Origin of the sequence: Ligilactobacillus sp. Marseille-Q7487 (assembly GCF_949152225.1) — a bacterium.
Lineage (GTDB): Bacteria > Bacillota > Bacilli > Lactobacillales > Lactobacillaceae > Ligilactobacillus.
On the sequence record NZ_CASCJC010000001.1, the window covers coordinates 266,180 to 281,020 of the forward strand.

Below are 14,841 nucleotides of genomic sequence, written 5' to 3' on the forward strand. Positions count from 1 at the left end.
ACTTTGATACATATCAACTGGAGTGCCTTTTTTATTAATTATTTTTTTGTTTATACCAATAGACTGGAATCCCTACAAGAATGAAGATAAGTGAAACGATAACGCCAGGCAGATCAGAAAAGATTTCACTTATTAAAACAAATGTGGTGCAGACAATCGCGATGATTGGCACAATAGGGTAAAGTGGTGTTTTGAAATGATCGCCGTTTGGATTTTGTTTGCGTAGCTTAAAGATTCCAAAGAATGTCATTACGTAAAAACAATAAATAGTAAAGATACAAACTTCGGTCAAACGATCAGCATCAACACACAAAATCATTCCAATTGCGATTAGGGAAGTAATTGTCGTAGCAACCATTGGAGTCTTCATTGTTTTGTGAATATAAGAGATTTGCTTAGAAAATGGCAATTCATCGTTTTTAGCCATAGCGTACATAATACGGGGAAAAGACATAATTTTTCCATTCATACAACCGATGATTGAAATGATGATGCCGATATTTAATAAGCGCCCACCTAAATTACCAAAAGCAATTGTTGCAAAGTGTGGTGTTACATTTTCGCCTAATTTATGAATCAAGTCAGCAGGCATAACGCGAAAAATTGCAAATGTTACCGACATATAGGTCAATAAGACCAATAATATTCCGCAGATGATAGCTAGCGGTAATGTTTTTTTAACATTTTTAATTTCGCCACCCATATTAGCCAACAAAATCCAACCATCATAGGCAAATAAAGTTGCTAAGATGGCAACACCCAAATTACCATTTGAGTTATGTGCTACAGTTTGTAAGCTTTGTCCAAATGCGTTTTGATTACCAAAAAAAAGACCAAAGATAATAATCGCCACGATAGGAATGAATTTGGCAATAGTGGTAATGTTTTGGAAATAAGCTCCAAAGCGATTGGCCAATAAGTTAAATGCAGTCAAAATAACAACAGAAGAAACTGCGATAACAAGTGTTGACGATTGTGGAAGATTAAAAAATGAAACCAACAAGACTGCTAAATAAGCACCTAATGCTGCAATCATGGCGGGTCCATAGATGACGATTTGCATCCAACCCGTTAAAAATCCCCAAAGCTTACCATAAATCTTTTCCATATAAATGTATAAGCCACCAGTATGGGGAAGCTGTGCTCCGATTTCTGCAATGGTTAAGCCTGAGGTTAATGTAATTAAGCCTCCAAGCGTCCATGCTAGCAAAGCATTGTTGGTTGAACCTGAATAATCCAAAACAGATGCTTGCTTGAAGAAAATCCCTGAGCCGATAACCGTTCCAACTACTAAAGAAAGTGATGAAAAAAAGCCCAGTGAACGATCGAGTTGAACAACACTTTTTTTCTTATCCATATTAGTAGAACCCACCTTTCTTTTTTTATTTGAAAAACTATGGTATTTTTCAAATTGGTATGTTTTATTGTAACGTGCTTTTTCTAATAAAAAAAGTATTTTCTCTTAAAAAACCTAAATTTTTTTACGAAAACGTTCGAATTCAAAAGGAAGGTATCATATAATTATTGTAATTTTTTTATCATTTTTCGGTTAGGGGGATAGTGTTGGAGTTAGTAGTTAATAGTTAATCCTAAGTTGTCGAAATATCAAGTCGCACGCTTTTATCAAAACCTAGAGCAGCCACTGACCGAGCATGAATTAACTAGAATTACTAAAGCTTTGCGTAAATCATATGTGATTGCAGCTTATGAACAACATGAATTGGTCGGATGGATTTGTGCGTTGAGTGATTATATGACGATTGTTTACATTCAAGATATCTTGATTACACCCGCTTATCGTAGTAAGAGGATTGCTTGGACATTGATGCGTCATCTAATGGATTATTTTGCACATGTGCCCCCGTATAGATGCGATTTTAAAAGATAACCAAGTTAGTGAATTATATACGAGTCTAGGGTTTCATACACTTGAAGATAAGGGCCAAAAATTATATTGTTTTGAACATTATCAAAAATAAGGCATGCCAGTTAAGCTTTGAAAAGTTTAACTGACATGCTTTTTAAATTTTAAACTGACGCAAACGTCCAGCTAATTGTAAAGATAATTGTGCGCTAATTTGAGTCCCCGTTGTGGTGTATTCGGTAGAAATAATAGTAGCCTGTTGATTGAGCAATTCGACAAATCTGCCTTGATCAAAAGGAATCAAAAAGGTTTGTGTTACCAGGTCTTTGAAAAGCCGTTGTTTAATCGTTTGGGCTAATAATTCTAATGATGAAGGATCATTAGCACTATAAATCAAATCATTACCTTCACATTGTGGATAGTTTTCGTTTGTTTTATCAGCTTTATTGAAAGCATACAATGTTTCGATATTGTTAACACCGATTTCTTTTAAGGTTTGATCGGTAGTATCCATCATTTCTTTCATATGTGGATCTGATAAATCAACTACATGAATTAATAAGTCAGCTTGAGCTGCTTCGGCTAAAGTTGATTTGAAAGCAGCAACAAGATGATGTGGCAATTTAGAAACAAAACCAACAGTGTCACTAAGCAAGAAGGTTTGATTGTCTGTAAAGTGTAAGCGACGTACTGATGTATCTAAGGTTGCAAAGAGCATATCTTTTTCAAAGACTTGTTTATCTGCATCTTGACCGACTAATTTTAATAAACCATTAAGTGTAGTCGACTTACCAGCGTTGGTATAACCAACGAGTGCTACAGCCTTTAACCCGGCTTGTTTACGCGCCTTTCTGCGTGTTTCTTGGCCTTTTAAAAGCTCTTTTAATTCTTTTTTTAGGTTGCTAATACGTTTTTCGAGTACACGGCGATTTAGTTCGATTTTCTTTTCACCAGCACCACGGTTAGTATAGCCTCCGCCGGTATTGCCGGCTGTTTGTTGATCGAATTTATTGATACTTGAGGTTCTTAGACGAGGGAGTTGATATTGTAATTTGGCAATTTCTACTTGTAGTTTAGCTTCTTTTGTTCGGGCACGTTTAGCAAAGATTTCAAGAATTAAGGCTGTACGATCTAAGATTTGTAATCCAGTCAGCTCTTCGAGATTTCTGATTTGAACAGCACTTAATTCATCATTGACTACCAAAATTGAACAATCATGAAGTTGCGCACTGGTGGCAATCTCTTCACATTTTCCTTTGCCAAAGTAACTAGCTGCCAAGGGACGTGAGATATTTTGTCTAATATCTGCACAAACGACCATATCATTTGCGCTGGCTAAAGCGCCTAATTCATCCATTGTATAGTCAAAATTGAGTTGTTTATTGGCGATGCCTGCAATAATTACGGGAATCATGATGTTTCCTTTCTATTTTAGCTTTTGTTTTTATTTTAGCATATTTTTAATAACTTGAGTTTTAGAACTAAAATGATAAAGAATCTTAAATAAAAATTAGAAAACGTTTTAATGAATCTGAAGGTTAACGTTCGGTATTTGTACGAATAAATGGTGTAAATTTACTGATTTTGAAGTTAAATTAGAAAAAATGGGTATATAAAATGCTTATTTTTAGGGAAAATTTGAAAAACGTAAAATTTATTTTAAGAAAAATTAGAAAAATACTTGAATTTCATAGCAAATTCATATAAAATTCAATTATTGATTAAAAAGTATTTTGTTTTGTTAATTTTTTATAAAGGAGTTGTCATAATATATGAAGCTTAAAAAATTTGCAGCAGTCGGTACTGTTTTGGCCGTTTCTGCTTTGACATTAGCAGCTTGTGGTTCTAATAAGTCAAGTTCTAGTGGTAGTGACGCGCAAGTTTTAAATTGGAACGAATCTGCAGAATTACCAACGATGGATCTTTCACAAGCAACTGATACAGTTAGTTTTACAGCTTTAAATAACACAATGGAAGGTTTGTATCGTATTGGTAAAAATTCTAAGATTGAGCCAGGAATTGCTAAGAAAACAGAAGTTTCTGATGATGGTTTAACTTATACATTTACTTTACGTAAAGATGCTAAATGGTCAAATGGTGATCCTGTTACAGCTAAAGATTTTGTTTATTCATGGCAACGTACAGTTGATCCTAAGACTGGTTCACAATATGCATACCTTTTTGATGGCGTAGCAAACGTTAACGATATCATGAACGGCAAAAAGCCAGTAACAGACTTAGGAATCAAAGCTGAAGGTGACTACAAGTTAGTTGTTACTTTAGATAAAGAAGTTCCATACTTCAAATTATTACTTGGTTTCCCAACATTCTTCCCACAAAATGAAAAAGCTGTTGAAAAGTATGGTTCTAAGTACGGTACAGCTTCTAAGTACATGGTTTACAACGGTCCATTTAAGTTAACTGGCTGGACAGGGACAAACTTGAGCTGGACATTAGCTAAAAATAACGCATACTGGGATAAGAAAGCTGTGAAGTTATCTAAGATTAACTACAAGGTTAACAAGACAGCTTCGACTTCTTACAACTTGTATCAATCAGGTAAGCTTGATGCAACTAGTTTAAGTGCTGAACAAGCAAAGCAATTAAAAGGTTCTAAAGAATATGTAAGCCGTCCACAAGCTTCAACATTCTACTTTGAATATAACCAAACTAAGAAAGCTTTCAAGAACAAGAAGATTCGTCAAGCTATCTCAATGGTAATTAACCGTAAACAATTTGTTGATAAGGTTTTAGGTGATGGTTCTATTCCTGCTAAAGGTTTAGTACCAGAAGGTTTATCTAGTTATGATGGTACAGACTTTGCTACAGCTGCTTACGAAAAGACAGGCGTTGAATACAACGTTGAAGAGGCTAAGAAGTTGTGGAAGGAAGGTATGGCTGAAGAAGGTTTAACTTCCTTAGACATTACTTTGCTTAGTGATGATACAGACGGTGCTAAGAAGTCAACTGAATTTGTGCAAAGCGCAATCGAATCTAACTTAGAAGGCGCTAATGTAACGGCTGCTAATGTGCCATTTAAGACACGTTTAGACCGTTCACAAAAGGGTGACTTTGATGTCGTAATCTCTGCTTGGGGTGCGGACTTTGCTGATCCAATTTCATTCTTAGATATGTTTACTACAAATAACTCATACAACCGTGGTAAGTGGAGTAACGCTGAATACGATGCTTTAGTTAATGCTTCTAAGACAACAGATGCAGTTGATCCTGCAAAACGTTGGGATGATTTAGTTAAAGCTGAAAAGATCTTGATGGAAGATCAAGGCGTTTCACCAATCTATCAATCAACACAAGCTTGGGTAATTAAATCTAAAGTTAAGGGTGTTATCTACAATTCATCCGGTGCAAACTACAACTTTAAAGAAGCATATGTAAAAGAATAATTAGTTAAATTGTAAGATTTAACACCAAGGGGATTGGTATTTTCGTACCAGTCCCCCTTGGTTTATATAGGCTTTTTAAAACAAATACTGTAAAAATCATGTATTTTACGCTATTATAGAAAATAAACAGTTTTATCTGTTATTTTAAGAGAACATTAGGAATGTGAGGGCAAGTTATGAAAAAATACCTGTTAAAGCGTGTTTTTTATATGGTGTTGACGCTCTTTTTGGTCGCAACCATTACCTTCTTTTTAATGAAGTTAATGCCAGGGACACCATATTCGAATCAGCAAAAGCTGACGCCAGAACAAATTCAAATCATGAACAAGCAATATGGTTTGGATAAGCCAGTTTGGATGCAATATCTCGTATATATCGGTGGAATGTTACACGGTGATTTGGGGACATCTTTCCAATTCAGTAACCAACCCGTTTCATATTTAATCTCCAGTCGTATCGGTGCTTCTGCTCAATTAGGGGTTCAAGCAATGATTTTTGGGGTATTCTTTGGAATTATTATTGGTTCAATTGCAGCGATCAATCGTAATACTTGGATTGATACGTTAGCAACAATTCTTTCTATTATCGGTAAATCCGTACCAAACTTTGTTTTAGCGGTCTTATTACAATACTATATCGCATTGAAGTTAGGTTGGTTCCCAATTGCTGATTGGGGTGGCTTTAACTACACGGTCTTACCAACAATTGCATTGGGGGTTGGACCTTTGGCTGAAACGGCCAGGTTTATTCGAACCGGGATGGTCGATGTCTTAAACTCTGATTATATCGAATTGGCTAGAGCTAAAGGTTTAAGTCGTTTTGGAATCGTCTATCACCATGCTTTACGTAATAGTTTGATTCCATTGGTAACTTTGATTGGACCATATACAGTTGCCTTGATGACAGGTTCAATGGTTATCGAAAATATCTTTTCAATCCCAGGGATTGGTGAACAATACGTTAAGTCAATAACAACAAATGACTACCCAACTATCATGGGGGTAACAATGCTCTTTTCTGCAGGGCTAGTTTTAGTTATCTTGTTAACTGACATTGTTTATGGCATCATCGATCCACGTATTCGTCTTGCAGGAAGTGAGGGTTAAGCATAATGGAAGAAAAAATTAAATTAGCACCAGAAAGTTTTGAGCCCTTAACTCAAAGTGTGCACCTAGACAATGAAAAGATTGCTGCACCTTCATTGACCTTTACTCAAGATGCATGGCGTCGTTTAAAGAAAAATAAGGGTGCTGTAATCTCATTATTCATCATCTTGATTATGGTGATTGTTGCTTTTGGATCTACACCATTTATCGATCATGATACTTTGGTAAAATCTACACCTAAATACGCTAACTTACCACCTAAGATTCCGGGTGTAAACATTGATGGACTGAACGGTAAGTCTTTAGTGGCAGGCGAATGGGTTGATCAATATAAGAGTAACGATGTACCTAGCGATAAGTATTTCATCTTAGGAACTGATTATTTAGGTCGTTCCTTGGCTCAACGTATTATCTACGGTACTAAAATTTCTTTAATCGTTGCGATTGTAGCGACATTTTTTGATTTGACCATCGGGGTAACCTATGGGATTGTATCAGGTTGGCGTGGCGGACGTACAGATACGATTATGCAGCGTGTCATCGAAGTTATTTCTTCTGTGCCAAACTTAGTTATTGTTGTTTTAATGTTACTTGTTTTGAAACCAGGTATGGGTTCTATCATTTGTGCGATTGCGATTTCTAGTTGGACAACGATGGCGCGGATGATTCGTGCCGAAACGCTACAGCTTAAAACACAAGAATATGTTTTAGCTGCACGAACCTTGGGTGAATCGGCACCAAAGATTGCTATCAAACATTTGGTGCCAAACCTCTCAAGTATCATCATCATTCAAACGATGTACACCATTCCAAGTGCAATCTTCTTTGAAGCCTTCTTGAGTTTCATTGGGATTGGTATTTCTGCACCAGAAACATCACTTGGGGTATTATTAAACGAAGGGCAAAAGAACTTCCAATTCTTGCCTTACCAAATGTGGTTCCCAGCTATCGTCTTGTGTGTCTTGATGATTTCGTTTAACTTGTTAGGTGACGGTTTGCGTGACGCATTTGATCCAAAGACTAGAAGGTAGGTTGAATTATGGGTGAAAGAATTTTAGAAGTAAAAAACCTTGAAATCAATTTCCACACATATGCGGGCGACGTGAAAGCCATTCGTGATGTGAGTTTTCATTTGGATAAAGGCGAAACGTTGGCCATCGTTGGGGAATCTGGTTCAGGTAAATCAGTAACGACCAAGAGTTTGATGGGCCTATTAGCTAACAATGCACAAGTAATGGGCGGTTCTATCATGTTCCATGGTCAAGACTTATTGCAAAAGACCGAAAAAGAAATGCAAAATATTCGTGGTAAAGATATTGCGATGATCTTTCAAGATCCAATGACTTCGCTTGATCCAACCATGAAGATTGGTCGTCAAATTGCAGAACCTTTGATGAAACATAAAAAGGTTGAAAAGAAAAAAGCAATGGCGCAAGCTTTAGAAATCTTGAAGCTTGTTGGAATTACTAACGCTGAGGAACGTATCAATGATTATCCACATCAATTTTCTGGTGGTCAACGTCAAAGAATCGTGATTGCGATTGCTTTGGTATGTTATCCAGAAATTTTGATTGCCGATGAACCAACAACAGCTCTAGACGTGACAATTCAAGCACAAATTTTAGATTTGATGAAAGAATTGCAACAAAAAATTGAAACATCAATTATCTTTATCACGCACGACTTAGGCGTTGTAGCCGGAATGGCAGATCGTGTTGCCGTGATGTATGCCGGCCAAATTGTTGAATATGGTACAGTTGATGAAATTTTCTACAATCCAAAGCATCCATACACATGGGGCTTATTAAATTCAATGCCAACACTTGAAAGTAAGCACCTAGAAGCGATTCCAGGAACACCACCTGATTTGTTAGATCCGCCAAAAGGTGATCCGTTTGCTGCACGTAATCCATATGCGATGAAGATTGATACAGAAAAACAACCACCATTCTTCAAAGTTTCAGATACACACTATGCAGCAACATGGCTTTTGCATCCAGATGCACCAAAGATTACACCGCCAGATGAAATTATCAGACGACAAAAAATCTACGCAAAAATGATGCAAGAACACAACGATAAAGACTAATCAGGAGGAAAAGACCACATGCCAGAAAAACGTAAAAAAATTCTTGAAGTTAAGCATTTAAAGCAATACTTCGGCGTGGGCAGACCTGATATGGTTAAAGCTGTCGACGATGTTACTTTTGATATTTATGAAGGTGAAACATTTGGTTTGGTAGGAGAATCTGGTTCAGGTAAGACGACAACAGGTCGTAGTGTGATCCATTTATATGATCCAACCGATGGCCAAATCATCTTTGATGGTAAGGATGTAAGTAAGTTAAATTCACGCGCAGAACATCTTCGTTTTTGTCGTGATATGCAAATGATCTTCCAAGATCCATATGCATCTTTGAATCCACGTATGACAGTTGAAGACATTATCGCCGAAGGAATCGATATTCACGGTTTAGCAAAAAGCAAAGAAGATCGCCGTGCAAAAGTTGAAGAACTCTTAGAGACAGTTGGCTTGAATAAAGATCACGCTAGTCGTTATCCGCATGAATTTTCTGGGGGCCAACGTCAAAGAATTGGGATTGCGCGTGCCTTAGCGGTAGAGCCAAAATTCATTATTGCCGATGAACCAATTTCTGCGTTAGACGTGTCTATCCAAGCTCAAGTTGTTAACTTGTTAAAAGATTTACAGCTTGAAAAAGGATTGACCTATCTATTTATCGCGCATGATTTGTCAATGGTTAAATATATTTCAGATCGAATCGGAGTTATGCATTATGGACGCTTACTTGAAGTTGGTCCAGCCGATGATGTGTATACAAAACCATTACATGATTATACTAAGAGTTTAGTGTCAGCTGTACCGGTACCAGATCCAGAATTTGAACGTAATCGTAAGCAAATTCCATACGATGCTTCTTTAGAAGAAGATGTGGAAGGAAAGCCACGTAAATTGCGTGAAATTACACCAGGACATTTTGTGCGTTGCTCAGAAGACGAAGTTGAGATGTACAAACAAAAAGCAGCTAAGTACGAAGAAGCTTAGCAAAAAAGCATCCGTTTATGCGGATGCTTTTTTGTTAAAAAATGATTAACAAATGATTGAAAATTGATTAGGAGTATTTTACAATGAAAATATCCTAAAGAAAAGAGGGCTTAGCATGTCATATACCACAGAAGTTTTAGAACGTGTAATCGCACAAAATCCGGCACAACCAGAGTTTCATCAAGCTGTAAAAGAGGTTTTAGAGTCGCTAGAGCCAATCATCAGTCAAAATGAAGAAGTATACCGTAAGGACGCTTTATTAGAACGTTTAACTACCCCAGATAGGCAAATATTATTTCGGGTAGCTTGGATTGATGATCAAGGACAAACGCAAGTCAATAATTGTTATCGCGTGCAATTTAATAATGCAATTGGACCTTATAAGGGTGGCTTGCGTTTACATCCATCAGTTAATCTTGGTATTATCAAGTTTTTGGGCTTTGAGCAAGTTTTTAAAAATGCTTTGACAGGTCTACCAATTGGCGGTGGTAAAGGTGGTAGTGACTTTGATCCTAAAGGTAAATCTGATCGTGAAATCATGGCGTTTTGCCAAGCTTTTATGACAGAATTGATGCGCTACATTGGCCAAGATACCGATGTTCCAGCTGGTGATATTGGTACGGGAGCACGTGAAATTGGTTATTTATTTGGCCAATATAAACGTTTAAAAGGAACATATGAAGGAGTTTTGACTGGAAAAGGTTTGACTTATGGTGGTTCACTTGCACGAACAGAAGCTACAGGGTATGGTTTGTTGTATCTTGTTTTAGAATTGTTGCGAGATCATCAAATAGATTTGGCAGGGAAACGTATAGCTGTTTCTGGATCTGGTAATGTGGCGATTTATGCAATTGAAAAAGCACAACAATTGGGGGCTAAGGTTGTGACTTGTTCTGATTCAAGTGGTTGGGTATATGATGAGGCTGGTATTGACGTAGATTTGTTAAAAGAAGTAAAAGAAGTTAAACGGGCACGGCTAACAGAATACGTCAAGCAAAGGTCAAGTGCAACTTATCATGAAGGTAAAGGTGTCTGGAGTGTTAAAGTCGATATTGCTTTGCCTTGTGCAACGCAAAACGAGTTGGATCTAGCAGATGCTAAGCAACTAGTGGCTAACCAAGTTTTAGCAGTGGCTGAAGGGGCTAATATGCCAACGACTTTAGAAGCGACTAAGTACTTGCAAGCCCAAGGCGTTTTATTTGTACCAGGTAAAGCAAGTAATGCCGGGGGCGTGGCGGTATCTGCGTTAGAAATGAGCCAAAATTCGGGACGTTTGAGTTGGAGTTTTGAAAAAGTTGATCAAGAACTTCAAAAAATTATGACTAATATTTATCAAACGATTGCACAAGCTGCTAAGGAAGTAGGATGTCAGGGAAATTATGTCGTAGGAGCAAACGTTGCGGGCTTTAAAAAAGTGGCCGAAGCGATGCAAGCCCAAGGAGTTTATTAAAATTTTAAAATAAAACCATCAACGTTAGCAACTACTAGCTTTGATGGTTTTTTAGTAATCAATATTAAAAAAGAAGTCTAAGAATACAAAAAGCCTACGAAAATGTTTCATAGGCTTTTTGGTATTATACGGTTTAATATTCAAAATCTGTAGCGCTTTGGTTGAAGTAAGCCACGCTGATTTTGTCGTTATCGACCACAAGTTTAGTGACAGAACCATTAGCAGGAGATACAGTGATATCAACGCTAGGATCGAAATGGTGGACGATGCTACGAATTGTTGTGCCGTGACTGACGAGTAAGACATTGCTGTTATCTGGGACAACTTTTTTGAGGTAATCAAACCCAGCACCGACACGCTCCCAGTATTCGGCATTATTTTCGGCATCGTGGAATGGATCGGCTGCTTTGGCAAAATCCTTAGCTTCCTCAATTGAGTAATTTTCAATGATTTCTTTAAAGGTGCGACAGTTATGGGCTGCACCAATCATCAACCAAGCTTGACTAGAGTCACTACCTTCAAAATAGCCATAACCTTGTTCACGGAAGTTACGTAGTTCGGTTGGTGTTGGAGTAACAGGTGAAGCGACATTTTCTTCTAGAATGTATTTGCAAGTACGTGTTGCTCTGGTGGTATCACTGTGAAAGGCAAAATCAAAGTTGATATGAGCCAATCTCCGGCCTGCTTTATGACCATCTTGAATACCTTTAGGGGTCAAAGGTGAGTCACACCATCCTTGCATACGATTGTAACGGTTAAGATAGGTTTGTCCGTGGCGGACAAGATAAATATTAAAAGCCATAATTTTGAGTTCCTTTCTTATTGCAAATAATCAAAATCAGGATCGACTTGATTGTAGTAGCAGACTTTAAAATCATGTTCATCAACACGAAGTTTGGTGATGCTACCGTTTTTAGCTCCGTTATTGATAAAATCAATTTCTGGTGCAAAAAGATGTACAATGCTCATGATAGTCATTCCGTGACTGACGACTAAAATATTTTCTTCTGGTTGAGCAATTTTTCTTAGATAATCAAAGCCAATTTTAACACGCGTCCAAAATTGAGCGTCATCTTCGGCATCTGAAAAAGGGTCTGCTTGTTTGGCAAAATCACGACTTTCGCGTAACGAGTATTTAGTCATAATTTCTTGATAACTACTGCAACCATGAGCTGCGCCAATCATTAACCAAGCTTGTTTATCATCGCTGCCTTCAAAATAACCAAAATTTTGTTCACGAAAGTTGCGCATTGCAATAGGTGTGGCAGTAGTAAACTTATTTTGCCGTAAGATTGCTTCACATGTTTCTTTAGTCCGCATGGTATCACTTCTAAAGACACGATCAAATTTGATTTCAGCTAGATTTTTGCCAGCTATTTCACCGTCTTTAAGTCCTTGAGCAGTCAAAGGTGAATCAGACCAACCTTGCATACGTTTATAGTAATTAAGCAGTGTTTGTCCATGACGAACAAGATATAAATTAAATGCCATTTGTTTGCCTCGCTTTAATTTGATGTCTTAAGTATACACTAATTAAGTGCGAGTTGCTTGAATTGTTTGTGCATAAAAAAAATGCTACAATAGGTTATTAAGAATTTTTTGGGAGTGATAGCATGGTTAGTATTAAGCAACAAGAGCAACAACGCATGGATCAAGTTGTCGCTAAGATTCAAGTAGCACAAAGAAAAGATCAAGCGGATCTAAAGAACGCTCAAGCTGATAAGGCAGCCATTCAGGCGGATTTTAAAAATAACGTACGCATTAAAACGACCACTTATTCGGGCATGATGGAGACTGCTTTGACCGTGCGTCAACAACAACAACTCCTTCAAGAACGCGAAAATAGTTGGCAACAAGCTAAACGTCGCTTGGATGTTTTGGAAAAATTAGCGAAGAAACCTTATTTTGCTCGAATTGATTTTCAAGAGAATGGTGAAGCTAAATCTGAAAGTGTCTATTTAGGCTTAGGAACGTTTAGCGATGGGCCAGATAATATCTTAATTTATGACTGGCGTGCACCAATTTCAAGTATTTATTATGATGGTGGTTTAGGAAAAGTTAGTTATGAAACACCAGAAGGCAGTCAAGAAGTTGAATTAACCTTAAAGCGTCAGTTTATGGTTGAAGATGCAAAAATCATCACGGTATTTGATACAGATGAAACTGTCGGTGATCAAATGTTATTAGAAGTTTTAGACGAAGCTTCTGATATCAAGATGAAAAGTATTGTAACAACTATTCAAAAAGAACAAAACAAGATAATTCGAGATACTAAATCAGAGTTATTATTTGTTCAAGGGGCAGCCGGTTCAGGTAAAACTTCTGCTGTATTACAGCGAATCGCCTTTTTATTATACCGTTATCGGGGAAATTTAACTTCAGGACAAGTCGTTTTATTTTCGCCTAATCAATTATTTAATGATTATATCGATCAAGTGTTACCAGAATTAGGCGAACAAAACATGATACAGTTGACGTATTATCAATATACACAAAGACGTGTACCTAAACTACACATCGAAACCTTACAGGAAAGATTTGAAGAAAGTGAACAAGCAATTCCTTCAAATGTCAAACGTTTAAAGGATAGTCTAGTATTTTTCAATGCCACGACAGCTTATACCAATTACTTAGAACAAGCAGGTATGCGTTTTAAAAATATCATGTATAAAGGTGAAGTCTTCTTTAGCAAAGAACAAATCAAAGAGATTTATTACAGTTTTAATGAAAACTATCATTTGAAAAATCGTTTGGATGCGACTAAAGAAGAGCTTTTACAACGCCTAAACGCACGTGTTGCCAAGGAAGCTAAGAGCGATCGTGTACAAAAAGCGATTCAAGAATTGAGTCAACAAGAGCTAAATGACTTGTATGGTGAAAAAAAGAAGAGCTTTGCTAATGGAGATAAAGAATTGCAATTCTTAGCTAAAAGCTATGTGATGCGTGATTTTATGACGATTAAAGCTGCAATTGTCAAAAATCGTTTCTTAAATCTCAATGCGCAATACATGCATTTCTTAAAAAATATTCCAGTATTATTGGATTTAGATAAAGCTCAAGTTAGTCAACAAGAATGGCAGGATGCGGTTTTAGCAAGTAAACAAGATTTACAAGCAAAACGTCTATCTTTAAATGATGCTACTGCATATTTATATTTGTATGATCGAATCATCGGCAAAAAAGGACAACTAGATATTAAGCAAGTCTTTATCGATGAAATTCAAGACTATACACCATATCAATTAGCCTATTTGAAAAAAGAATTTCCACGGGCGAAATTTACGATGCTAGGAGATTTAAATCAAGCTATCTTTACTAAGGAAAACTCACGTAGTTTACTCAAAGACTTAGCGACGATGTTTCCTAAAGAAAAGACTAAAGTGGTACAGTTGACTAAGTCTTATCGTTCAACCAAACAAATTACTGATTTTACACGTGAAGTGTTAGTCAACGGAGCTGCTGTAGAAGCCTTTGAGCGAGCTGGCGAATTGCCAAGTATTAGTTTTGCTAAAGATCAAGCAGACATGATCGCGCTGGTTGATAAACAACTGCAAGCAAATGAAAATGATAAAATGACAACCGCAATTGTCGCAAAAACGTTAGCTCAATGTGAACAAATAACTAAACAGTTACAAGCTAAAGGCCAAAAAGTAACTTTGATTAGTACGGAAAATCAACGCTTGGCGCAAGGGACAATTGTTGTTCCAGCATTTTTGGCTAAAGGATTGGAATTTGATGCAATCATCATGTGGGATGCAAACAAGCAAAACTATAACCGTGAAGATGAACGGCAGTTGGTTTATACGATTTGCTCACGCGCAATGCATCGTTTAAGCATTTTTGTAAATGGACAACTTTCGCCATTGCTAGCTAAGATTGATACTAAGTTATATGAAGTTAAATAAGTATTTTAAAATAGATGTTATCTAGGTGATAGCATCTATTTTTATAGA

12 protein-coding genes are annotated in these 14,841 nt (G+C 36.9%); 8 read left to right on the forward strand and 4 right to left on the reverse strand.

The window, feature by feature from the left end; genetic code table 11:
• Window positions 1–34 precede the first annotated feature (34 nt).
• Window positions 35–1,357 (reverse strand): amino acid permease, encoded by a 1,323-nt coding sequence (locus tag QM017_RS01185; protein WP_282708606.1) that lies wholly within the window; start codon window positions 1,355–1,357, stop codon window positions 35–37.
• A gap of 237 nt (window positions 1,358–1,594) precedes the next feature.
• Between QM017_RS01185 and QM017_RS01190 the strand changes: the two genes are divergently transcribed.
• Window positions 1,595–1,888 carry a GNAT family N-acetyltransferase gene (locus tag QM017_RS01190; protein ID WP_282708607.1) on the forward strand — a complete coding sequence of 98 codons (294 nt, stop codon included), beginning with the start codon at window positions 1,595–1,597 and terminating at the stop codon, window positions 1,886–1,888.
• A 133-nt stretch (window positions 1,889–2,021) separates the two neighbouring features.
• On the opposite strand, the gene hflX is transcribed toward QM017_RS01190, so the two are convergent.
• Window positions 2,022–3,278: a GTPase HflX gene (hflX, locus tag QM017_RS01195; RefSeq protein WP_282708608.1), complete on the reverse strand. Its 1,257-nt coding sequence runs from the start codon at window positions 3,276–3,278 to the stop codon at window positions 2,022–2,024.
• A gap of 358 nt (window positions 3,279–3,636) precedes the next feature.
• Here hflX and QM017_RS01200 point away from each other — a divergent pair, with 358 nt between their 5' ends.
• From QM017_RS01200 to gdhA, 6 genes are all read left to right on the forward strand, one after another.
• Window positions 3,637–5,268, forward strand: a complete 1,632-nt coding sequence (locus QM017_RS01200; RefSeq protein ID WP_178195987.1) for a peptide ABC transporter substrate-binding protein — start codon at window positions 3,637–3,639, stop codon at window positions 5,266–5,268.
• A gap of 176 nt (window positions 5,269–5,444) precedes the next feature.
• A complete protein-coding gene (opp3b, locus tag QM017_RS01205) occupies window positions 5,445–6,374 on the forward strand; it encodes an oligopeptide ABC transporter permease (protein WP_282708609.1) in 930 nt (309 codons plus the stop codon).
• Window positions 6,375–6,379: 5 nt separating this feature from the next.
• Window positions 6,380–7,405, forward strand: coding sequence for an ABC transporter permease (locus tag QM017_RS01210; RefSeq protein WP_282708610.1), 1,026 nt, complete (start codon window positions 6,380–6,382; stop codon window positions 7,403–7,405).
• 8 nt (window positions 7,406–7,413) lie between these two features.
• Window positions 7,414–8,463 (forward strand): ABC transporter ATP-binding protein, encoded by a 1,050-nt coding sequence (locus QM017_RS01215; RefSeq protein WP_178195993.1) that lies wholly within the window; start codon window positions 7,414–7,416, stop codon window positions 8,461–8,463.
• Window positions 8,464–8,481: 18 nt separating this feature from the next.
• Complete coding sequence (locus tag QM017_RS01220; protein ID WP_178195995.1) at window positions 8,482–9,438, forward strand: ATP-binding cassette domain-containing protein; 957 nt, start codon at window positions 8,482–8,484, stop codon at window positions 9,436–9,438.
• Window positions 9,439–9,553: 115 nt separating this feature from the next.
• On the forward strand, window positions 9,554–10,888 hold the full coding sequence (gdhA, locus tag QM017_RS01225; protein WP_282708611.1) for an NADP-specific glutamate dehydrogenase: 1,335 nt from the start codon (window positions 9,554–9,556) through the stop codon (window positions 10,886–10,888).
• 133 nt (window positions 10,889–11,021) lie between these two features.
• Here the strand turns inward: gdhA and QM017_RS01230 are convergent, their stop codons facing one another.
• Both QM017_RS01230 and QM017_RS01235 read right to left on the reverse strand, forming a co-directional pair.
• A complete protein-coding gene (locus QM017_RS01230; protein WP_282708612.1) occupies window positions 11,022–11,690 on the reverse strand; it encodes a histidine phosphatase family protein in 669 nt (222 codons plus the stop codon).
• Window positions 11,691–11,707: 17 nt separating this feature from the next.
• Window positions 11,708–12,379, reverse strand: coding sequence for a histidine phosphatase family protein (locus tag QM017_RS01235; RefSeq protein WP_282708613.1), 672 nt, complete (start codon window positions 12,377–12,379; stop codon window positions 11,708–11,710).
• Between the two features lie 122 nt (window positions 12,380–12,501).
• Between QM017_RS01235 and helD the strand changes: the two genes are divergently transcribed.
• Window positions 12,502–14,793, forward strand: coding sequence for an RNA polymerase recycling motor HelD (gene helD, locus QM017_RS01240; protein ID WP_282708615.1), 2,292 nt, complete (start codon window positions 12,502–12,504; stop codon window positions 14,791–14,793).
• Window positions 14,794–14,841 lie beyond the last annotated feature (48 nt).